Origin of the sequence: Spirosoma sp. (assembly GCF_026391055.1) — a bacterium.
Classification (GTDB): domain Bacteria; phylum Bacteroidota; class Bacteroidia; order Cytophagales; family Spirosomataceae; genus Spirosoma.
In genome coordinates, this window is the sequence record NZ_JAPLET010000030.1 from 625,325 (window position 1) to 646,173 (window position 20,849).

Below are 20,849 nucleotides of genomic sequence, written 5' to 3' on the forward strand. Positions count from 1 at the left end.
ATTCAACCAGCAGCGTTTAGTTCGTAACCCTCGGGCACGGGGAAAAGTTGCAGGGGAGTATTAGGAGTAAGGAGTTAGGAGCCATCCGGCTACATCCCAATACCACAGGATAGTTGCTCATTCCTACCTCCCCCCTTCTACCTCCCAACTTCTCATTCCTAACTCCAGGTACTAATTTGCCTTTCTCCCCAAAAAGCCGTACTTTTGCACCCGATTTAAGCAGTTCTTTTTCATACTGGTAGCAAATAGACTAAGGCGGGATGCTCAATAGGCGACTACTCCGAATAAAGGTCATGCAGGCGATATATGCGCTTCGGCAGGCCGAATTTTCCAACCAACAACTAGCCATCGACGGCATTAATGACCTCTTCCAACCCGACCTGAACTCGATGTTGCCGCAGAACAAGCGACAACTGGAAGGCTACCGGAAACTGGCCGCCCTTCTTTTTGAAGAGGCCATCAAAGCCAATCAGCCCGCTCAGGACGAGGACGCCCCCCGTAATGTACTCAAGGCCGCCAACGACGGTTTTTTATTCTACCAGATTCGCGCAAAAAAAGACCGACAGCACCTCGCGCAGATGATGCTGAAGCAGGTAAATGGCATCTATGACGGTTACCTGCTCGTGTTAACCCTGCTTGTTGAACTCGGACAGGCGGCCCAGATTGACAGCGAACGCCGGTACCGCGACGTCGACGAAACGCCTTTCCCCTTCGAATCGACGCTCTACGACAACACCGTAATCAAGGCGCTCGCACAGCACCAGCCGCTCCAGAATGAAGCCGTCCGACATAATATTTCATGGACGGAAGATCTTGGCTTTGTTCGGAAAGCCCTGCGCGAAGCCCTCAAAACCGACGATACCTACCGGGCTTACTGCTCAACCCGAACCCACACCGCCGACGAAGACCAGGCCCTGGCACAATACGTGCTCCGCAGTCTGGTATTCAAGCATGAGGTAATTCGCGATCACCTGTCGGAGGTTGATCTCAGTTGGGCCGAAAACAGTGAAGTGATTCGTGGCCTTGCCATCCGGACGTTGAAATCCGTCCAGAGTGCAACGGGTCTGCAACTCGAACCACTCACCGACGACTGGGAGGAAGACGAATTATTTCTGAACACGCTATTTAACAAGTCAGTTGAGAACGACGCCGACTACGAGCAACTCCTGGCCGATCAGCTCAAAAACTGGGACGTTGAACGGGTGGCGATGATCGACAAGATTATCCTGAAACTGGCTGTTTGCGAGTTGCTCAGTTTCCCAAACATTCCGGTCAAGGTAACGATTAATGAATATATCGAACTGGCAAAAGCGTACAGTACGCCTAAAAGCGGTAAATTTGTGAATGGTATTCTGGATAACCTCTCCGAGAAGCTACTGGCTTCGGGCCGTTTGCGTAAAAGCGGACGCGGGTTATTAGATAATAAATAAACGAGTTGCCAGTTTATAGGGTACGGATTATGATTTTTGGGTGAAGAAAGGCCTTTGCGCTTGTAGAAAGTCGAACGTCAAAAACGTCAGCTATAAACCACAAACCACAAAATTTTTTAGAAATGAGCAGAATTGGCCGTGATTTAACCTTTTTGCTAACCGGAATTGCTGCCGGGTCTCTTATTGGCTTGCTGTATGCACCCGACAAGGGTAAGATTACCCGCGACCGTCTGTCGTTCCGTTTGTCGAAATATAGAGAGCAGATTAATCAATTGCTGGAAGACTTGGGGAACTCAGTAGAATTGCCTGAAAATTCATCGAAAAACGAAGGTCAGCGTGTTGTGAACGACGCCCGCGAAAAAGCGGAACGCCTGCTGGAAGATGTTGATCGGCTGATGGCGCAAATCAAACAGCAAAACGCATAATTTAAGTGTACACGGTCCATTACTTCAGGTTATGGACCGCGTACACTAAAAAACGATACCTCAGCAATGTACCTCAAAAACTGGCTGCTTATAGCGGCCTTCGCGGGATTAAGTTTTGGCCAGATCAGTTGCGATAACCGGCAGCAGGGCCAAACCTCCAAAGAAACGGCTTCGACCAAGATGCCTAAAATAACCTTCGAGGAGAAGGGTATTTACGATTTTGGGACGCTCACGGAAGGCGATACGGTTGAGCACGTATTCGCGTTCACCAACACGGGTGAATTTCCACTGATTATCAACAATATTACGGCTTCCTGCGGGTGTACAACCCCCGAATGGCCACGGGAGCCGGTAGCCCCCGGTGCCAAATCGTCGGTACGGGTGCGCTTCAACAGCCGCGGCAAAAGTGGCCAACAGAACAAAACCATCACCATCTTTGCCAACACGGAGCCGTCCATGACCGACCTTCAATTTAAGGCCCTGGTAAACCCAAAGTCCGAAACCACCAAAACGTCCTAAACTCACTCACCTATGTTGTCTATTCTGTTACAGGCCGCAGCCGGCTCCAACACCTCAATGATTTACAATGTGCTCCTTTGGGTAGCCATCATTGGCGTGTTTTACTTCTTCATGATTCGTCCGCAGCAGAAAAAGCAGAAAGACCAGAAGAGTTTTGTTGATAATCTAAAGAAAGGCGACAGCGTGGTTACCATTGGCGGCTTGCACGGCCGTATTGCATCCGTAGACGCGACCACCGTTACGCTGGAAGTGGACCGGGGCATTAAAATGACCTTCGAGAAAAGCTCCATCTCTCGTGAGGCAACGGTAAAACCGGCCATCGAAGCCGAGAAACAATAGCGTGTGAATACCGCCCCAAACGTCCGCTCCTTTCAACCAACTAAAGCGCTTCTTTGCATAGGTGCGGCTGCACTGTTCTGGTTTCTGAATGCTCTTAACAAGCCGGGTTACACGCTCACGGTAGAGTACCCAATCCGGTTTGTTTATGATGATTCTTTATTCATTCCCACTTCGCCATTACCCCATACCATGCAGGTAAACGTATCGAGCGATGGCTGGGGACTGCTGCGCCATTCGTGGCTTCCCTTCCGCATCGAACCGGTCGACTACCTCATAAAGGACCCGCTGCGGGCAACGGCTATCAATACGTCTTCGCTGGCGGCAGCCCTAGCCGAACAGGTAAAAAAGCTGCATGTCAATTACATTGTTGCCGATACGCTGGCACTGAATTTCGACCGGCATATCTCCAAAACGGTTCGTCTCCTCCCCGACAGCCTGCATTTGGATATGGCCCCGCGCTTTATGGTATCCAGTGTCATCAACATGACTCCGCGTTCCATTCAGATCGACGGTCCGGCAAAGTTGGTCAAAGGATTGCCGGATACGATTTGGGTACGGATTCCCCGCAAACGTATCTCAGACAATTACGACGAAGAACTGCCCCTGAATCAACTGCGTCACCCACTCCTGCATACCAGTGCCGACCGGGTAGCGGTTAGTTTTGAAGTAGGCGAACTGCTGTCTCCTCCACCTTCAGTAAAAGGCGAAAGAGCGAAAGAGTGAAAGAGTGGCTCACTGGTAAGTTGGCCATTCTTTCGCTCTTTCACTTTTTCACTTTTTCGTTCTTTATGAAAGCTCCCCTTCAGATTGGCGTAACGGGCGGTATTGGCTCTGGCAAAAGCGTTGTTTGCAGGGTGTTTAAAGCATTGGACATTCCTGTGTATGAAGCCGATGAACGAGCAAAGTGGCTTACAGAACACGACCCAATCTTAAAAACTGACATTCAACGGGTACTTGGTTCAAATGCTTACGACGCTACCGGAAAGTATAACCGGACGTGGGTAGCCTCCCAGGTTTTTTCTGATCCTTCGCTACTGTCGGCCCTTAATGCCGTCATTCACCCGAGAGTGTTTGCCGATACAGCCGCCTGGGTAAACGAACAGGCCCACAAACCCTATGTGGTGAAAGAAGCCGCCCTGATGAAGGCGGCCGGGTCGGGCAATTCACTGGATAAAGTCATTGTAGTACAGGCACCCATTGCGTTGCGCATTGCCCGTATCCGTCAGCGCGATCCACATCGTTCCGAGGCTGAAATCCAGAATATTATTGACCGTCAGATCAGCGATGCCGAACGTCGCCAACTCGCAGATTACATCATTGAGAATGATGAGAGCCAATTGTTGCTGCCGCAGATAATTCGGCTGCATGAGGAATTTCTGCAGCAGGTGGCTCAGTACATATAGGCAAGTCTGAATTCCCACCAAACAATTCCTGTTGTGTTTGCCAATTGCTCAATCGGTACTTACGGAGTTATTGGTTCCTGCACTCATCGTCACTTTTCCCTTGTTGCCCGGCTTTCCCCCTCGATTCAACAAATAACCCTGTATTGCCTCCATAGGCATTCCTAGGTTTGTCTCGTTAATCGAAACCAGTTCCAGCTATGCAACTCAGGCATTTTACCATAACCTTAGGTTTATTCGTTCACGCCGTTTTATCGCTGGCCCAGTCGCCGGTCGGTTCCAGTCAGGTGCACGTACTGCTTACCGATGCCAGCCGACAACCCTTATTTGGCGTTACGGTACAACTGCGCTCCTGGCCCGATACGACTCATACGATCACGGCCATTTCGGATACGACGGGAGTAGCCCTGCTCCCGCTGAAAGCCGACGCTTCGTATCAAGTACGTATTTCAGCCATGGGTTACAAACCTGTCGTGCAGGGCATTCGGCCCACCAAGAGCCTGGCGACCTATCGATTTACCCTGCAAACCGAATCCCAGACATTAGCGTCTGTAACCGTAACGGCGCGCCAGCCGCTGATGCGGCAGGAAGACGATAAAATGATTGTCAACCCCGAACTGATTGCCAGCAGCAGTACCAACGCGTTTGAATTGTTAACCAAAACGCCGGGACTGTTTATGGATCAGGAGGGGCATATATACCTGAACAGCGCCATGCCTGCCACTATTTATATCAACGGCCGCGAGCAGCGGATGAGTGCCGAAGATGTGGCTACACTGCTTCGGAGTCTGCCCCCCAACAGCGTCGACCGAATTGAGGTGATGCGTACGCCTTCGGCCCGTTACGATGCGTCCAATGCAGGAGGAGCCGTAAATGTAGTTTTGAAAAAAGGCGTTAAAATCGGGCGCACGGGTAGCGTCTCGGCCAATATGAATCAGGGCCAACTCGGTAATCAGGGCGTAGGGTTTAGCCTGAATGACAGCGACGGAAAGCGTAATTCATACCTCAATCTGAACTATAGCCGACGGGATAACTACGAGCAGTTGAGCAGTTCGCGAGAGTTGCCGGGCAACCAGATCATTAGCCAGCAGGCACACACCCGTACTCCCGGCGATGCCCTGTTTGCAGGCTATGGATTGGGCTACCAGCTAACGCCTACCTGGGAACTGAACCTGGACGGACGAGGCAATTATGGCTATACCAACAGTTTTTCTGATAACACAACCCGCATTCGATCACTGGAAAACAGCCAGCTACTGACCCAAAACCTGAACACGGTGCAGAATCTGGGACATACAGGTTCGCTGACCCAGGGCCTGTCGACGCGCTACAAGCTGGACTCCCTCGGTTCCGAACTGACCGCCGATCTCTCGTACAGCTACCTGTCGAACCGCTCCGATCAGCAGTACCTTACTCGCTCTCCACTGCCGTCTACCACCGATCAGACAGGCGGGGGCGATCTGCGGAGTCGCCGTAATTTTATAACTGCCAAAGCCGACTGGCTCCAGAAATTCCCTCATAAACTAACCCTCGAAGCCGGGTTCAAGACCAGCAATCAATGGTTCCGTAGCCAGTCCGATTATCGGATCGGTAGCGAGAGCATGCAACAGCTGGACCCGGCCCGAACGGCTGCCTTTACTTATACCGACGCCATCTACAGCGGTTATTTGCAGTCGACCAAAACACTGGGAAAATTTACCCTGAAAACCGGGCTTCGTCTTGAACATACGGCTATGGACGGCCATCAGCAGGTACCAACCGACACAACATTTCGGGTACGTCGTACTGATTTATTCCCGTATGTGTATCTGAGTCGGCCAGTAGTTTCCATTGCGAATTTTCCCGTTCAACTCTCGCTTATCTACCGTCAGTCTATCGCCCGGCCCACGTACGAACAGCTCAATCCCGCCATCCGCTACGTCGACCCGTACCTCTACGACACGGGTAACCCGGCCCTGATGCCCCAGTTTACTCAGAATGTAGAGGCTAACCTAAACGTGGCAAGCCTGCCGATTCTGGCCATTGGTCAAAACTACACCCGCCAACTGTTCTCAACAGTACTGTATCAGAACCCGACCAATCCAAGCCAGGCTTACCGCACCACCGATAACCTGGGTCAAAACCGGGAAACCTATTTTCGCCTGTTGCTGGGTATTCCGCCGGGTGGCCGTTATTTCTTCGTCGTCATCGGGCAGTATAACCACAACCAGTACGAAGGGCTATACGATGGAAAACCCATTGCCTTCAACCGGGGGTCGTGGACGCTGCTAACGTATCATCAACTCGAACTCGACAAACGCTCTACGTTGCAGGTTAACGGGTTCTGGTCAATTCGCGGGCAACGTCAGTTTTATACACTGGGTAATTTCGGCACCCTCGACCTGAGCATCAACCGAAAGTTTATGCAGAACAGATTGAACGTTACCCTGTCGGTTTCCGATTTACTGTTCACCAACCCGAATACGTTTATGCTTGAGCAGGGCAGCGTCGTCGCGCAGGGTATGCGCCAGGGCGACTCCCGGCGGGTAGGCTTGAGTCTACGCTATAATTTTGGGTTGAAAAAGCAGCGCGACGAAAGCCCGAATCCGTTTAATTTCGATGGACTAAACAGAGCCAACTAATGAAAACGAATCTATTCACGGTTCGGAAGCCCTCCCGCTCCGACTGGATGCTGATGGCCACGCTCTGGGCTATGGCCTTCCCATTCATGGTTATGGGCAACCTGAACCAGCCCTGGTGGCTTATTGGGTTGGGGTGGCTGGTCAACGTAGCGGTTCATACTGGGATCGTGCTGGTCATTGTCTATTGGCTTTTCCCTACATTTCTCTTCACCCGGCGCTACTGGCTGCTGTTCAGTTTCATGCTGGTTGCACTGCTAGGCTTTGCCACGCTCGACCAGTTATACATATGGCTTGCCTACCACCACGAGGGCGCGTTTCAGTGGCGCTCTATCTTGTACTCTTTGGTTAGCATCGCTCCCCAGGCGGGGGTACTGGCAGCCGTGCTGGCGGGTAAACAGTTTTTTGAAACCCAGGAGCGACTCGTACGAACCGAAAAAGAGCGGGTGGAGGCTGAACTCCGGCACCTGAAAGCACAGATCGACCCGCATTTTCTATTCAACAACCTGAATGTACTCGCCAGCCTCATTGAGCGAAATCCGCAACAGGCCAGCGCGTATCTGTATCGGTTCTCGGCACTTTATCGGTTTCTGATTCGCCACAAAGATGAAGACGTGGTTGCATTGGCCGATGAACTGACGTTTCTCGACGATTATATGTATCTGATTCGCCAGCGTTTTGGCCGGGCCTATGAACTGCTAACGACCGTGCGCGTACCCGATACGCTAGCCGTGCTTGTGCTGCCGGGAAGTATTCAGACACTTGTCGAAAACGCGGTGAAGCACAACCAGGCGAGCGAGACAGATCCCTTGCTGATTGAGCTGACCATCACCAGCGACGCTATCGTGGTACGCAACGAACGCCGGGCCAAGCTTACGCCCGTAGAATCGACCGGCACAGGGCTGAAAAACCTGGAGTCTCGTTACAAGCTTCTATCCGACCAGGCCGTTAGCGTTCAGACAACGGCTACCGAATTTCGCGTTAGTCTGCCCACGCTGCACTCGGCCAACATGGCCCCTACTCAACCTCTTGCTACTCGTTTGTAAGCTTATGTCGTTAACTATTGTCGTTCTGGAAGACGAAGCCCTGGCCGCCCGGCAGCTCGTCGAGTCACTGGAGAAGCTCTTGCCCGACGCCCGCATGCTGACCACGTTAGCCAGCGTACAGGAAGCGATGGCCTGGTGGTCGGCAAACCCTGCCCCCGATTTGCTGTTCTCCGATATTGAACTACTGGACGGCAACGTATTTGCCCTGTTCGAACGGGTAGCCATTCGTTGCCCGATTGTATTCACAACGGCTTACGACCAGTTTCTACTGAGGGCCTTTCAGGGCAACGGCATCGCCTATTTACTCAAGCCTTTTACGATGAGCCAGTTGCAGCAGGCCCTTGATAAATACGCCTTGCTGCGAACATCTTCTGCACCTTCTGCCCCCATATTGACGGAACCTATTCTGGCCCAGCTACGCGACGCGATTCGGCCCATACAAACGCGCTACCGGCAACGATTTACGGTGAAATTGCGTCAGGGCATCCATCTGCTGGCGGTGGAAGACATTACGTATCTTCAGGCCGACGAGGGCGTTGTTTTTGCGTTCGATAGCCGGGGGCAGAAATACCCGCTAAACGGCAAGCTGACCGAACTGGAAGAGCAACTCGACCCGGCTCATTTTTTCCGGCTGAATCGCTCCGAAATTATCAACATCCGCTACATCGACCGGTTAGAACCTTACTTCAACGACCGGCTGGCGGTGCGGATGCGGGGGCATGCCGAATTGCTCATTGCCAGCACGGGTCGTACCCCCGACCTTCGCCGGTGGGTTGACGGGTGAAGTCCGATTGCTTGGTTTTTACTGTTTCCTTCTGCCAAATCAAATTTTCACCAGATAACCTAGCTCACTTAATGCCTTTCTGCCGTAATTTGGCCTGTTGCTACATCAACAAGCCAAATCAATGAAACAAACTGTACGTCTGCTTACTGCCTGCGCCGGCAGCTTTTTATTAGGTGCATTTATCACCAACGACGATCCTCAAAAACCGTTAACAACCGAAATGGTCGAGGTCGCTTCCAAGGTGTTTGGCCTGGAGTTTACCCCCGCCGAGCGCGACTCTATGCTCGGCAATCTGAACAACGCCCGCGCCAATTACGAGGCACTGCGCAAAATTGATCTACCCAACGACATTGCCCCGGCCCTTTACTTCAATCCGCTGCCAGCCGGGTTTACTATGCCTGTCGGGGCTTCCTCATTTAAAGCGTCGGTGGCGGGTAAGGTATCATTGCCTAAGAACCAAGATGAACTGGCGTTTTACACCGTCGGGCAATTGGGCGAGTTAATTCGAACCAAACAAATTACGTCGGTCGAACTCACGCAATTTTTCCTGAATCGACTCAAAACTTATGACCCAAAACTACACTGCGTCATTACCCTGACCGAAGACCTTGCCCTGAGTCAGGCCAAACGGGCGGACGAGGAATTAAAAGCCGGAAAGTATCGCGGTCCACTGCATGGCATTCCCTACGGTGCCAAAGACTTGCTGGCCAAAAAAGGCTACAAAACGACCTGGGGCGCTATGCCTTACAAAGACCAGACGATTGACCTCGACGCTACGGTTATTCAACGACTGGAAAAAGCGGGGGCCGTGCTCTGTGGCAAAATGACCCTAGGGGCGCTGGCTATGGGCGATGTGTGGTTTGGCGGCATGACGCGTAACCCGTGGAGTACCACCGCCGGTTCAAGCGGCTCATCGGCGGGGTCGGCGTCAAGCGTGTCGGCGGGGTTGTTACCCTTTGCGATTGGTACCGAAACGCTGGGGTCTATCGTGTCGCCCTCAACAGTTTGCGGCACCACCGGACTACGTCCCACCTTCGGTCGGGTAAGTCGGCACGGAGCGATGGCCCTGAGCTGGAGCATGGACAAGATCGGGCCCATTACCCGCAGCGTGGAAGATTGTGCGCTGGTATTCAACGCTATTTACGGACCCGATGGCAACGACCCCACCGTTATGACCGCGCCCTTCCGCTACTCGCCCCTGACGACCCTAAAAGGAACCCGCATTGGCTACGTCAAAAAGGCGTTTGAAAGCAATTACCCGAACCGCGCCAACGATTCGCTTACCTTGCAGACCCTCCGTAAGCTGGGCGCCGAACTGGTGCCTTTCGACTTACCGACGGGCGTTCCAGCGGGCCGAATTTCGTTTCTGCTGACGGTCGAAGCGGCAGCTGCTTTTGATGAGCTAACCCGGTCGGGGCGCGATGATCTGATGGTACGGCAAGGGAAAAATGCTTGGCCAAACTCGTTCCGGTCGGCCCGGTTCGTTCCGGCTGTTGAGTACATTCAGGCGAACCGCGCCCGCACTAAACTCATCAATGAGATGGCGGACCAGTTGAAAGCGGCTAAGATCGACGTGTACGTATCACCTGCTTACGCGGGCGGCAACCTCACGATCACCAACCTGACCGGCCACCCGTGCGTGGTGCTGCCCAACGGATTTACAAAGCAAAATCTGCCAACCAGCATTACGTTCATGGGCCAGTTGTTTGAAGAAGGCAAGGTGCTGGCCGTGGCCAAAATGTATCAGGATGCGACGGAATGGAACAAAAAGCACCCGTCGCTTCAGTAGGAACGTAGCCTCACAAACAGCGAACCTTTAAAATAGTCGCAGGTTAAGTAGAGTGAACACAAACAACTCTACGTTATGAAGCGATTATTGAGTATAGTAACTTTTCTGGCAGTAGCCTACGGGTGCGCCCCTCGTGTAACCGTCGATAAAAACTCCCGGACCGACTTTAGCAAGTATAAGACATTCGCCTGGATGGACAGCGATGTCAAAGCAGGTCAGAATCCGTTGTATTATAATCAGATAGCTACCGAAAGTGTCGAGAGTACAATGGCTGAGGTATTGCAACAAAAGGGATTGACCGAAACAACGACGAAGCCCGATTTGATCGTTGGCTACCACTTCTTTGTGGAAGACAAAACCCGGAATGTAGCCACACCCTCACCTTACTACGGCCCTTACATGGGTTGGGGCCGTTGGGGCTATGGTGGCTGGGGCCCCGGCTGGTGGGGCTGGGGTGGTCAACAATACCAGCAGCAGCAGTATCAGGCCGGTACGCTCGTGGTAGATATGGTCGATGCCCGTACGCGTAAGCTCGTGTGGCGCGGCTCAGTCCAGAATGCCGTTGGTGACCCCGCCCGCATTGCGGCCCAGTTACGCAAAGAAGCCGAGCGCATCGTGGAGAAATTCCCCGAGCGCACAAGCTAGCTTGAGAGCCTTATCAACCACAAAGGGCACAGAGACTGAGTTCTCTGTGCCCTTTGTAGTTCTGTGGTTAAACAATTGATTGCACGTATTACCACAGCTTATCCGGATACGCCCCATTGTCGTGTAACTGCTTCAGGGCAGCCTGAACCACAGGCTTATCATCGGGATAGGTTACACCGAACCATTCGGAGTGACTGCGGAACACCTTACAATGCCCTGTATCGGTCTGAATCAGAGTCGTCATAACAGTCGGGATATAAAATTCGGCTTTCGGCGAGTTGATATTTGCAATGGCGTAGCTCTCGAACTGGTGCTCCACTAACGGAAAGACGCTGGGTTTAAAGCCCCAGAAGTTCATCGAAACCGGTGTGTCGGGGGCCAGGGGAGTCAGGCTGTCGGCTTCTTCAAAAACAATCTTCTTCTCCGACGTACCGTTTTCCTGTTCGTATATCTTTGTCCGCTCAATAACCGACAGAAGATTACCATTCTCGGCCACTTCGCAAACGCCCCGCGACACCGACCCATTCTCCGACAGCGTGTTTTTTACTTCGTAGCCGACCATTGCGTGCAGTTGGTTGTCGGTGTTCGTTGTCAGGAAATCGCTGATGAGTTGGAACGCTTCGAGACCGTAAAAATCATCGGCGTTGATCACTGCGAACGGGGTATGCGTATGGTCTTTGGCGCAGAGCATAGCATGACCGGTGCCCCAGGGCTTCGTCCGTCTTACTTCTCCAACCTCGGCCGGAACGTATGAATCGAGCGCCTGAATAGCATAGTCGACTTCAATCTTCCCCGCCAGTTTACTACCGAATACTTCTTCAAAATCTTGCCGAAGTTCTTCCCGAATAATAAAGACAACCTTACCAAAGCCCGCCCGGATAGCGTCGAAAAGGGAGTAATCTATGATGGTTTCGCCATTAGGTCCGAACTGGTCGAGTTGTTTGATACCACCGTAACGGCTGCCCATACCGGCCGCCAGAATCAAAAGAGTAGGTTGCATTTCAGTGATCACCGGTACGCCGGTGCGTTAAACAGTTTATGGTCGTAAAGTACAGTAAAGGCTGCCCGCCCAAAATTAAAAAAACGGGCTGGGCTTTACTATTTAAAGTGATGTTAATGCCTAATTGGCCTATTTTGTCCCTTATAATAAAAATTAATCTAAGCAATGTACAATTTACAATAGTTGTCGTTATAATTGTACGCTAAACAACAGTTGCTAAAACAACTAATCAAATTTAGCGCTACAACTTGACTTCCGACGAGCCTTTTGTGCGTGGGTTCGCTGGATAAACCGACCGACACTATGCCTTTTTATCACACACTCGGCCAGATTCCACCTAAACGCCACACGCAGTTTGCCCGACCTGCCAGTACGGAGGGCACCACTCCACCCTTTGGCGACGGTCCGTTCTACTATGAACAACTGTTCGGTACCATTGGCTTCGAAGGCATGTCGTCGTTGCTTTACCACGTTCACCGGCCAACGATGGTGCGGGAAGTGTTGGAAAGCGTCGATATGACCCCGAAACTGGCGGTGCAGAAGAACATGCTGTCACGGAAATTACTCGGCTTTGGCGTAGAGCCCGCCGATGATTTTCTGGACAGTCGGGTGCCGCTGTTGGTCAACAACGACCTCACCTTCGGGCTGGCGGCTCCCCGTCAGTCATTAACGACCTATTTCTACAAAAATGCCGATGCCGACGAGATGCTGTTCATCCATCGGGGCACCGGAAAACTCCGGACGCTGTTCGGAACGATTCCGTTTCAGTACGGCGATTACTTGGTTATTCCGCGCGGGGTGATTTACCAGATCGAGTTCGACACGCCTGATAACCGGCTGCTCTATGTGGAATCACATTCGCCGATTTATACCCCCAAACGCTACCGGAACCAGTTTGGGCAGTTGCTCGAACATTCACCTTTTTGCGAACGAGACATTATTCGGCCCGGCGCACTCGAAACGCACGACGAAACCGGCGACTTTCTAATGAAGATCAAAAAACAGGGGGCGCTGCACTCGTTGGTTTATGCCTCGCACCCGTTCGATGTGGTGGGATGGGACGGTTATAACTACCCGTATGGTTTTTCGATCTTCAACTTCGAGCCCATAACCGGTCGGGTGCATCAGCCACCACCGGTGCATCAGACATTTCAGACCGACTCTTTCGTGGTTTGTTCGTTTGTCCCGCGTCTGTACGATTACCACCCAAAGTCGATCCCGGCTCCGTACAACCATTCGAACATCGACTCCGACGAGGTGATCTATTATGTCGATGGTGATTTTATGAGCCGCAACGACATTGCCCCCGGCCACATCACTCTGCACCCCGGCGGTACGCCCCACGGCCCTGCACCCGGCGCGATGGAACGAAGCATCGGCAAAAAAGAAACCCAGGAATACGCCGTTATGGTCGACACCTTTCGCCCGCTCATGCTGACCGAACAGGCCGTGGCGCTGGATGATGGGAAGTATTACAAATCATGGATTATGTAATGCGGATGCTTACTCGAAGCACTTACACACATCAACAAAAACATGGAAACCCTCGAACTAACCCAACCCATTACCGACTCCTCTACCGAGGATTTTCTGCCGCTCAACGGCACGGACTATCTCGAATTATATGTGGGCAATGCCCGGCAGTCGGCGCATTACTTCCAGACGGCCTTTGGCTTTCAACCCGTGGCTCATGCCGGACTATCAACCGGTCTGCGCGACCGGGAATCGTACGTGGTACAGCAGGGTAAAATCAGGCTGGTGCTCACCTCGCCCTTACACGGCGATTCTGAAATCGGCCGCCACATCGACCAGCACGGCGATGGTGTTCGGGTGGTGGCGCTGTGGGTCGACGATGCCCGCAGAGCCTTTGAGGAAACCACCAAACGGGGTGCAAAACCCTATATGGAGCCGGTCCGTGAGCAGGACGATACCGGCTATGTAGTGCGGTCGGGTATTCAGACCTACGGCGATACGGTGCATGTATTTGTGGAGCGTAACGACTATACCGGCGTCTTCCTGCCCGGTTATCAACCCTGGAGTCCGACCTATCGCCCGGCCGATGCCGGATTAAAATACGTAGACCATATGGTGGGAAATGTAGGCTGGCACGAAATGAACCAGTGGATGACGTTTTACCACGATGTGATGGGCTTTCAGCAGCTTGTTTCGTTCGATGATAAAGACATATCTACCGATTATACGGCGCTGATGAGCAAGGTCATGAGCAACGGAAACGGCCGGGTGAAGTTCCCCATCAACGAACCCGCCGAGGGTAAAAAGAAGTCGCAGATTGAAGAGTACCTCGATTTCTACGGCGGTCCCGGCATTCAGCACATTGCGGTGGCTACGGATAACATTGTGGAAACCGTTCTGGCTCTCCGCGACCGGGGTGTCGAGTTCCTGACCGTACCCGAAACCTATTACGAACACCTGGCCGAACGGATCGGGAAAATTGACGAAGAAATAGACACGCTGCGCCCGCTGGGGATTCTGGTCGACCGGGACGATGAAGGGTATCTGCTTCAGATTTTTACCAAGCCCATCTGCCCGCGTCCTACCCTTTTCTTCGAGATTATCCAGCGTAAAGGAGCCCGTTCGTTCGGGAAAGGCAATTTCAAAGCCCTGTTCGAAGCCATCGAACGGGAACAGGAATTACGGGGAACGTTATGATAATTATGAATGCCTGAGTGGTAGAAGAGTGAATGGTTTCTGGCATTTATTCTATCACTCAGGCATTCTATCATTGACTCATTTAGTTATGCAGACATACACCAAATACACCCCGGACGATCAGGCCGTTTGGCGGCTGCTTTTCGAACGGCAGATGGCCCAACTGCCCGGAAAAGCCAGTCAGGATTACCTCGACGGGATTCCGGCAACGGGATTCTGGGCCGACCGTATCCCGGATTTTGAGCGGGATTTGAATCCGAATCTGCAACGGCTTACGGGCTGGCGGGTCGAGGCTGTTGATGGGCTCATTCCCAACCGGGATTTTTTTGGACTGATGGCCAACCGGAATTTTCCGGCAACGACCTGGCTGCGCCGACGCGACCAGCTGGAGTATCTGCCCGAGCCAGATATGTTTCACGATACCTTCGGACATGTGCCAATGCTGTCTAATCAGGCATTTTGTGATTTTCTGGCGTCGCTGAGCCGGATTGCGCTGGATCATATCGACAGCGAAGAAGCCATTGCCATGATTTCGCGGCTGTATTGGTACACCGTAGAGTTTGGCCTGATTCGGGAAGGGAGTGAACTGCGGATTTACGGCGGGGGCATTCTGTCGTCGGTGGGCGAAACGGCTCACAGTCTGTACAGTGAGGTACCCAAACGTATTCCGTACGACGTAACGACGCTGCTTCAGACGCCCTACATCATCGACCATTACCAAGAGCAGTATTTCGTGATCGAGTCGTACGAGCAACTGTACCAGTCCGTACCTCAGATTGAGGAGACGCTGGAAAGCTTATTGGTTAGTTGATTACATTTGTCATTTATTGCCGGGCATATCCGATCTGATCAGGAGCCGAAAGTCGAAATAAAGTTCGGCTAACACGCACTGAACAGCCTGAATAGAACTGACGAAACTTGACTTCAGCGAATGACGCATCCATCCGATACGCGTGCTTATTTTTTTAAGATTGACACCACAATCAAGAAAATCCGGAATGCCCTGCAAAAGCAGTTTACCGATGCGGGTTTCGAACTCACCGTCGACCAGTGGGTGGTGATCGACCACCTGTTCCGAAATCCGGGTATCAGTCAGAATACGATTTCGGAAATGACGACCAAAGACGCGCCAACTGTTACCCGCATCATTGACCTGCTTAGTCAGAAAGGCCTCACGGAACGGCGCATGGCCGATACTGACCGGCGGAAGTTTCTGGTGTATCTGACCGAGGCCGGTGAAGCGAAGTACCACGAAGTACTACCCATTGTATCGGCCATGCGACGCAAAGGCTGGGGCGACCTCAGCGACGAAGATTATCAGCACTTTGTCCGAATCATGGACTCTATTTACAGCAATATCAGCGAGTAAACGGTTTGGGGCCTTATGCTTTACGGCATTTTTAGTTACGACATTGCCAGCCCCCGCGTGGGTGTACACCATAAAGACTTCGTGCTCGACCTCGAAGTCGTGAGTCTACTCGGTTACTTCGATGACCTGTCCGTCGAGCCAACCGTGTTTGCCCAACCGGCGCTAAACGATTTTATTGCCCTGGGCAAACCGGCCCACCGTGCTATTCGGCAGCGACTAAACGAATTACTCGGCAACGGTGCCCCTGCCCTGACCGATGTTCACGATCAGGTTTTTATTCACGAATCGCGGGTGAAAATGCACTTGCCCGTTCGTATTGGCGATTATACCGATTTTTATGCGGGCATTCACCACGCCGAAAACGTGGGCCGTATGTTCCGCCCTCAGGGCGACCCGCTCCTGCCCAATTACAAACAATTGCCGGTAGGCTACCATGGCCGGTCGTCGTCGATTGTTGTATCCGGCACGCCCATCCGACGGCCCAGCGGCCAGTTTATGGATGACGGACAATTGACATTTGGTCCTTCGAAGGCGCTGGACTTCGAACTGGAACTGGCGCTCGTTATCGGCAAAGAAAATCCCCTTGGCGAGCCTGTTGAAGTGGCAGAAGCGGAAAACTATATTTTTGGGGTTGCCTTGTTCAACGACTGGTCGGCGCGCGATATTCAGCGGTGGGAATACCAGCCCTTAGGACCGTTTCTGGGCAAGAATTTTGCGTCGAGCTTGTCGGCCTGGGTGTTGCCGTTTGATGAGCTGGAACCGTTTCGGGTGGTGGGAATGCCGCAGGAACCCACGCCCCTGCCCTATCTGCAAACCCATACGCCGGGCCACTTCGATCTTGAACTGGCTGTGGCACTACAAACTGCCGATGGCGAGACCGTCTGCATTTCCCGCTCCAATACCAGGTACCTCTACTGGACCTTCGCCCAGCTGATTGCCCATCATACGGTTGGTGGCTGCAACCTCCGCATTGGCGATCTGCTGGCCACCGGCACTATTTCCGGCGACACGCCCGGCAGTTACGGCTCGCTGCTGGAGCTGAACTGGAACGGCGAACGGCCCCTTCATTTATCTCACACAACCGCTCGCACCTTTCTGGCCAATGGCGATACCGTAACACTACAGGGACATGGCTTCAAAAACGGCGTACGCGTTGATCTTGGCGATGTTACGGGGAAAATCGTTTAGTTTCTGACCAAAATGCGACGATAAAACTCACCCAATCCAACGAATCGATTCCATGGAGGGTCAGTTGCTTATCCACATTCTTTTGGTGTCCTATGCGGCCTGTGTTTACCTTGTTATTGACGGCGCTTGGCTTATCACTGGCGTTGATGAGCTGCGAGAATTGCGGCCCATCCAGAGAGCCCTTTCTCAACTTGTCACTTCAACTCACAAACCCCGCAAAGGTCGACACGATTTACGCCCTCAACGCTCGAAATCCGCTGCCTAAACAAGACCTGTCAACGTCAGCGGTTACGAGTGCCCTCTGGCTCGAACTACCTCTTAACCTTAACGCCAACCAGAGCCGATACGTAGTTCAGCTCAATGGCCGTCGGGATACAGTCACCGTTTTTTACCGACGTTCCTTCGCCTACCGAAATCAGCGGTGCGGCTATGTGCTGGACTTATACCAACCCGACGGAATACCCGCCCAAACGACCCAGGGCACTATTTCCAGCGTATCGTACTGGCAAAATCGGAACGGTTCATTTCCCGGCAGCCCGCAGGAAACGCACATCGAACTGGTCATCCGCTTATGAAATCACGGCTACTTGGTATCGGGCTACTGCTTGCGTCCTCAGTGAGTTTCGGGCAGAATAGGCCCTCGGCGCTCATTGGCGTCGATGTGCTGAAGCCCCTTTTCTCCGTCGTTCGGCCGGGCCATAACGCCTACCGATTGGCCGAAGCTACCGTTAAAATACCCCTGAGAACAAATTATCTATCCATTACTGGCGGCTATACCAGTATCCAATCCGACACTATTTTTCGGAATATGCGTCTCCACGATGAAGGCTATTATCTCAAAATCGGGGTTGAAAACGTAGGCCCTGGCGGGCTGGTGCTTGGCTGGCACGGGCTGGCTGCTATATACCGCCAATCCGGCACGTACTTCTTCAAAGGTACTACATTCGGCGATTATGAAAGCCCCATTTCTAACCGGACCAATGCCGCCATTGGGGTCGAGGGCCTGCTCGGACACCAGATGACGCTCTCATCCCGGTTTTCCCTGCGCCTGACAGGCCGGATTACAACAGCCGCTCTGTTTGGCCCTAAAGATGGTGGCGTGCCTGCGTATTTTGTCCCCGGAATTGGGCATGTAGCGGGTAATTCGTTGGTATATAGTGTTGGGGTTGGTATACATTTGTTATACCAACTTCACCCGCGCCCAACGGCCACTTCAGTACATGACTAAAACTGTTCGCCCGGCGGATGTGCCCCCTAACGAATTTTACCGGTATATGATCGGTACGATTGGGCCACGTCCCATTGCCTTCGCCAGTACCATAGCCACCGATGGCACTGTCAACCTGAGTCCATTCAGCTTTTTCAACCTTTTTGGCTACAATCCGCCAACGCTCGTTTTTGCCCCGACAATTAACCGGCACGGGCACAAAAAACATACCCTACTCAACCTGGAAGAGGTCGGTGAGGTAGTTATCAATGTGGTTAACTACGCCATGGTAGAGCAGATGTCGCTGGCCAGTGCTGAGTTTGAGCGAGGTGTCAATGAATTCGAAAAAGCCGGATTTACTGCTGTTCCGTCCGATCTGGTTCGTCCGCCGAGGGTTGCCGAATCGCCCGCCGTTTTTGAGTGTGTCGTGAAGCAGATCATCGCATCGGGAGAGGGACCGGGAGCCGGGCATCTGGTTATCTGTGAAGTGGTAGCGGGGCACTTTCACGAGGCTATCTTCACCGAAAAAGGTACCGTCGACCCGCACCGGATCGACCTCGTTGCCCGGATGGGTGGCGACTGGTACTGCCGTGCTCAGGGCGATGCGCTGTTTGAAGTGGCCCGTCCGCAAACAGGGATCGGCGTAGATGCCCTTCCGGTCAATATCCGCAACAGCGCCATTCTCTCGGGGAATGACCTGGGGAAACTTGGCAGCATCTCGGCATTACCTACCGCCGACGAAGTGGCGTCTTTTAAAGAATCCGGTGCGTTGACGGAGCTATTTGACGAAGCGCGAAATGGTTGCCAATACCTTCCCGACCTGCTTCATTTGCGGGCCAAAAACCTGCTAGTCGAGCGCAAAATAAAAGAAGCCTGGCTAACACTGCTGGCAAGATAAAAGCGAATTGATTGGCATAGGGGACCGCATGGCTCCGGCTTGCGGTCCCCATGCCAATCAATTTTCAAGTAAGACAAAAAAACTTTCACCAAGTCTGTAATATTTCAGCCAATCCGGCGACTCATCCGTCAAACACAACATTAACAAGCAGCAACCATGTTTAAGAAACTGTTTCTAACGCTTGCTTTCGCCGGGATGACGACGCTTGGCTTTGGCCAGAACAAATCGATGCTTTGGGAGATTTCGGGCAAAGGGCTTACCAAACCGTCGTACCTCTTCGGAACCATTCACCTCATCTGCCCTACGGATTTTGCCATTACCGAGCCGACAAAAAAGGCATTGTCGGGCACGGAGCAGGTTTATCTGGAACTGGATATGGACGATCCGCAGATGATGCCCAAGATGCAGAAGGGCATGATGAATACAGGCGGCAAATCTTACAAAGAGTGGCTGAAACCCGAAGATTACACCCTGCTTAGTGACTACTATAAAAGCAAAATGGGCGCGGGTCTCGATCAGTTGGGAATGCTAAAACCGCTGGCGCTAATGTCGATGAACTACATGACCCTGCTAAACTGCCAGCCCGAATCGTATGACATGACCTTCGCCAAAATGGCGTCGGAGCAGAAGAAAGAGGTTCTGGGACTCGAAACAGTAGAGTCGCAGTTTGCCATTTTCGATAAAATTCCGGTCGAGAAACAAGCCACCGAACTGGTAGATATGGTCCGGAATCAGGACAAGGCCCGTACAGAATTCAATCAGTTGATTACGCTCTACAAAGCGCAGGACCTCGACGGGCTGCTAAAGCTGATGCGGCAGAGTGAGTTCAGCGACATGGCCGGTTATGAAAATGCATTGCTCAACGACCGCAACGCCAACTGGATTCCGACGATTGAGCAGGCCGTCAAACAAAAGCCCACTTTCATTGCCGTTGGTGCCGGACACCTCGGGGGCGACAAGGGCGTGATTGAATTACTCCGCAAAAAAGGCTACACCGTAAAAGCCGTAAACTAACCGCCCCAACAAACGCTATGTCTTCCGCGCCGGAGTTCATCAACCTCATCCGACAGCATCAGAAGATTATCCACAAGGTCTGCCACCTATATATTGACAACCCCACCGACCGCGAAGACCTGTTTCAGGAGATTCTGCTGAACGCGTGGAAGTCGTGGCCAATGTTTCGAAACGACGCCCGCTTCACGACCTGGCTGTATCAGGTTGCGCTCAATACGGCCATCTCCTACTTCCGTAAGGAAAAGAAAAAACCCGCTCAGCAGATTCTGGACGGCGAACTGGCCCTCGCCGATGCACCGGACGACGATAGCGAACAGCAATTTAAGGCGATGTACCTGGCCATCGCCGATCTTAACAAAATTGATAAGGCCGTTGTCATGCTTTACCTGGAGCAGTACGACTATAAAGCAATTGGTCAGATGCTGGGCATGACCGACAATAACGTGGCCGTTCGGATGAACCGTATCAAAACTTTTCTGAAAGAAGCCGTTAAGAAACACCTGTAACG

The 20,849-nt window shown here is 52.5% G+C and carries 22 protein-coding genes; 21 read left to right on the forward strand and 1 reads right to left on the reverse strand.

Translation table 11 applies throughout. The features are described 5' to 3' along the window. Positions 1–293 precede the first annotated feature (293 nt). The 11 genes from nusB to NT073_RS31665 all read left to right on the forward strand — a co-directional run bounded on the left by nusB (position 294) and on the right by NT073_RS31665 (position 10,995). Entirely contained in the window at positions 294–1,430 is a 1,137-nt protein-coding gene (gene nusB, locus NT073_RS31615) for a transcription antitermination factor NusB (RefSeq protein WP_297382090.1), read from the forward strand. A gap of 122 nt (positions 1,431–1,552) precedes the next feature. Then, on the forward strand, positions 1,553–1,855 hold the full coding sequence (locus NT073_RS31620) for a YtxH domain-containing protein (RefSeq protein WP_012930772.1): 303 nt from the start codon (positions 1,553–1,555) through the stop codon (positions 1,853–1,855). A 66-nt stretch (positions 1,856–1,921) separates the two neighbouring features. After that, a complete protein-coding gene (locus NT073_RS31625; protein ID WP_297382091.1) occupies positions 1,922–2,374 on the forward strand; it encodes a DUF1573 domain-containing protein in 453 nt (150 codons plus the stop codon). Between the two features lie 12 nt (positions 2,375–2,386). After that, on the forward strand, positions 2,387–2,713 hold the full coding sequence (gene yajC / locus NT073_RS31630) for a preprotein translocase subunit YajC (protein WP_297382092.1): 327 nt from the start codon (positions 2,387–2,389) through the stop codon (positions 2,711–2,713). Between the two features lie 3 nt (positions 2,714–2,716). Next, complete coding sequence (locus tag NT073_RS31635; RefSeq protein WP_297382093.1) at positions 2,717–3,436, forward strand: hypothetical protein; 720 nt, start codon at positions 2,717–2,719, stop codon at positions 3,434–3,436. A 65-nt stretch (positions 3,437–3,501) separates the two neighbouring features. Beyond that, positions 3,502–4,116, forward strand: coding sequence for a dephospho-CoA kinase (coaE, locus tag NT073_RS31640; RefSeq protein ID WP_297382094.1), 615 nt, complete (start codon positions 3,502–3,504; stop codon positions 4,114–4,116). A 197-nt stretch (positions 4,117–4,313) separates the two neighbouring features. After that, positions 4,314–6,734 carry an outer membrane beta-barrel protein gene (locus NT073_RS31645; protein WP_297382095.1) on the forward strand — a complete coding sequence of 807 codons (2,421 nt, stop codon included), beginning with the start codon at positions 4,314–4,316 and terminating at the stop codon, positions 6,732–6,734. Then, positions 6,734–7,777 carry a histidine kinase gene (locus tag NT073_RS31650; protein ID WP_297382096.1) on the forward strand — a complete coding sequence of 348 codons (1,044 nt, stop codon included), beginning with the start codon at positions 6,734–6,736 and terminating at the stop codon, positions 7,775–7,777. The genes NT073_RS31645 and NT073_RS31650 overlap by 1 nt, the downstream gene beginning before the upstream one ends. Positions 7,778–7,781: 4 nt before the next feature. After that, the gene (locus NT073_RS31655) at positions 7,782–8,561 is read left to right on the forward strand and encodes a LytTR family DNA-binding domain-containing protein (protein WP_297382097.1); all 780 of its coding nucleotides are present in this window, start codon (positions 7,782–7,784) and stop codon (positions 8,559–8,561) included. A 121-nt stretch (positions 8,562–8,682) separates the two neighbouring features. Continuing rightward, complete coding sequence (locus tag NT073_RS31660) at positions 8,683–10,350, forward strand: amidase (protein ID WP_297382098.1); 1,668 nt, start codon at positions 8,683–8,685, stop codon at positions 10,348–10,350. 75 nt (positions 10,351–10,425) lie between these two features. Next, positions 10,426–10,995 carry a DUF4136 domain-containing protein gene (locus NT073_RS31665; RefSeq protein ID WP_297382099.1) on the forward strand — a complete coding sequence of 190 codons (570 nt, stop codon included), beginning with the start codon at positions 10,426–10,428 and terminating at the stop codon, positions 10,993–10,995. An 88-nt stretch (positions 10,996–11,083) separates the two neighbouring features. Here the strand turns inward: NT073_RS31665 and NT073_RS31670 are convergent, their stop codons facing one another. Then, positions 11,084–11,995 (reverse strand): sugar phosphate nucleotidyltransferase, encoded by a 912-nt coding sequence (locus NT073_RS31670; RefSeq protein ID WP_297382100.1) that lies wholly within the window; start codon positions 11,993–11,995, stop codon positions 11,084–11,086. A 303-nt stretch (positions 11,996–12,298) separates the two neighbouring features. On the opposite strand from NT073_RS31670, the gene NT073_RS31675 reads away from it, so the two are divergent. From NT073_RS31675 to NT073_RS31720, 10 genes are all read left to right on the forward strand, one after another. Next, entirely contained in the window at positions 12,299–13,489 is a 1,191-nt protein-coding gene (locus NT073_RS31675) for a homogentisate 1,2-dioxygenase (RefSeq protein WP_297382101.1), read from the forward strand. Positions 13,490–13,531: 42 nt separating this feature from the next. After that, positions 13,532–14,665 (forward strand): 4-hydroxyphenylpyruvate dioxygenase, encoded by a 1,134-nt coding sequence (hppD, locus tag NT073_RS31680; RefSeq protein WP_297382102.1) that lies wholly within the window; start codon positions 13,532–13,534, stop codon positions 14,663–14,665. Between the two features lie 88 nt (positions 14,666–14,753). Next, complete coding sequence (locus NT073_RS31685) at positions 14,754–15,476, forward strand: phenylalanine 4-monooxygenase (protein WP_297382103.1); 723 nt, start codon at positions 14,754–14,756, stop codon at positions 15,474–15,476. Between the two features lie 120 nt (positions 15,477–15,596). Then, a complete protein-coding gene (locus NT073_RS31690; protein ID WP_297382104.1) occupies positions 15,597–16,034 on the forward strand; it encodes a MarR family winged helix-turn-helix transcriptional regulator in 438 nt (145 codons plus the stop codon). A 15-nt stretch (positions 16,035–16,049) separates the two neighbouring features. Next, positions 16,050–17,222 carry a fumarylacetoacetase gene (gene fahA / locus NT073_RS31695; RefSeq protein WP_297382105.1) on the forward strand — a complete coding sequence of 391 codons (1,173 nt, stop codon included), beginning with the start codon at positions 16,050–16,052 and terminating at the stop codon, positions 17,220–17,222. A 92-nt stretch (positions 17,223–17,314) separates the two neighbouring features. Then, positions 17,315–17,797 carry a hypothetical protein gene (locus NT073_RS31700; RefSeq protein WP_297382106.1) on the forward strand — a complete coding sequence of 161 codons (483 nt, stop codon included), beginning with the start codon at positions 17,315–17,317 and terminating at the stop codon, positions 17,795–17,797. Then, positions 17,794–18,450 (forward strand): hypothetical protein, encoded by a 657-nt coding sequence (locus NT073_RS31705; protein WP_297382107.1) that lies wholly within the window; start codon positions 17,794–17,796, stop codon positions 18,448–18,450. Before NT073_RS31700 ends, NT073_RS31705 begins: the two co-directional genes overlap by 4 nt. Next, positions 18,443–19,327, forward strand: coding sequence for a flavin reductase family protein (locus tag NT073_RS31710; RefSeq protein ID WP_297382108.1), 885 nt, complete (start codon positions 18,443–18,445; stop codon positions 19,325–19,327). Before NT073_RS31705 ends, NT073_RS31710 begins: the two co-directional genes overlap by 8 nt. Positions 19,328–19,483: 156 nt before the next feature. After that, complete coding sequence (locus tag NT073_RS31715) at positions 19,484–20,341, forward strand: TraB/GumN family protein (protein ID WP_297382109.1); 858 nt, start codon at positions 19,484–19,486, stop codon at positions 20,339–20,341. Positions 20,342–20,358: 17 nt separating this feature from the next. Next, positions 20,359–20,847 (forward strand): sigma-70 family RNA polymerase sigma factor, encoded by a 489-nt coding sequence (locus tag NT073_RS31720; RefSeq protein ID WP_297382110.1) that lies wholly within the window; start codon positions 20,359–20,361, stop codon positions 20,845–20,847. Positions 20,848–20,849: the final 2 nt, after the last annotated feature.

Excerpts from the sequence above, each read along its gene's own strand:
- NT073_RS31670 (WP_297382100.1), bottom strand. The coding sequence starts at position 11,995 with ATGCAACCTACTCTTTTGATTCTGGCGGCCGGTATGGGCAGCCGTTAC.
- coaE (WP_297382094.1), top strand. The coding sequence starts at position 3,502 with ATGAAAGCTCCCCTTCAGATTGGCGTAACGGGCGGTATTGGCTCTGGC.
- NT073_RS31720 (WP_297382110.1), top strand. The coding sequence starts at position 20,359 with ATGTCTTCCGCGCCGGAGTTCATCAACCTCATCCGACAGCATCAGAAG.
- hppD (WP_297382102.1), top strand. The coding sequence starts at position 13,532 with ATGGAAACCCTCGAACTAACCCAACCCATTACCGACTCCTCTACCGAG.
- NT073_RS31715 (WP_297382109.1), top strand. The coding sequence starts at position 19,484 with ATGTTTAAGAAACTGTTTCTAACGCTTGCTTTCGCCGGGATGACGACG.
- NT073_RS31650 (WP_297382096.1), top strand. The coding sequence starts at position 6,734 with ATGAAAACGAATCTATTCACGGTTCGGAAGCCCTCCCGCTCCGACTGG.
- fahA (WP_297382105.1), top strand. The coding sequence starts at position 16,050 with ATGCTTTACGGCATTTTTAGTTACGACATTGCCAGCCCCCGCGTGGGT.
- NT073_RS31660 (WP_297382098.1), top strand. The coding sequence starts at position 8,683 with ATGAAACAAACTGTACGTCTGCTTACTGCCTGCGCCGGCAGCTTTTTA.
- NT073_RS31655 (WP_297382097.1), top strand. The coding sequence starts at position 7,782 with ATGTCGTTAACTATTGTCGTTCTGGAAGACGAAGCCCTGGCCGCCCGG.
- yajC (WP_297382092.1), top strand. The coding sequence starts at position 2,387 with ATGTTGTCTATTCTGTTACAGGCCGCAGCCGGCTCCAACACCTCAATG.
- NT073_RS31710 (WP_297382108.1), top strand. The coding sequence starts at position 18,443 with ATGACTAAAACTGTTCGCCCGGCGGATGTGCCCCCTAACGAATTTTAC.
- NT073_RS31620 (WP_012930772.1), top strand. The coding sequence starts at position 1,553 with ATGAGCAGAATTGGCCGTGATTTAACCTTTTTGCTAACCGGAATTGCT.
- nusB (WP_297382090.1), top strand. The coding sequence starts at position 294 with ATGCAGGCGATATATGCGCTTCGGCAGGCCGAATTTTCCAACCAACAA.
- NT073_RS31645 (WP_297382095.1), top strand. The coding sequence starts at position 4,314 with ATGCAACTCAGGCATTTTACCATAACCTTAGGTTTATTCGTTCACGCC.
- NT073_RS31700 (WP_297382106.1), top strand. The coding sequence starts at position 17,315 with ATGCGGCCTGTGTTTACCTTGTTATTGACGGCGCTTGGCTTATCACTG.
- NT073_RS31665 (WP_297382099.1), top strand. The coding sequence starts at position 10,426 with ATGAAGCGATTATTGAGTATAGTAACTTTTCTGGCAGTAGCCTACGGG.
- NT073_RS31675 (WP_297382101.1), top strand. The coding sequence starts at position 12,299 with ATGCCTTTTTATCACACACTCGGCCAGATTCCACCTAAACGCCACACG.
- NT073_RS31625 (WP_297382091.1), top strand. The coding sequence starts at position 1,922 with ATGTACCTCAAAAACTGGCTGCTTATAGCGGCCTTCGCGGGATTAAGT.
- NT073_RS31690 (WP_297382104.1), top strand. The coding sequence starts at position 15,597 with ATGACGCATCCATCCGATACGCGTGCTTATTTTTTTAAGATTGACACC.
- NT073_RS31705 (WP_297382107.1), top strand. The coding sequence starts at position 17,794 with ATGAAATCACGGCTACTTGGTATCGGGCTACTGCTTGCGTCCTCAGTG.
- NT073_RS31685 (WP_297382103.1), top strand. The coding sequence starts at position 14,754 with ATGCAGACATACACCAAATACACCCCGGACGATCAGGCCGTTTGGCGG.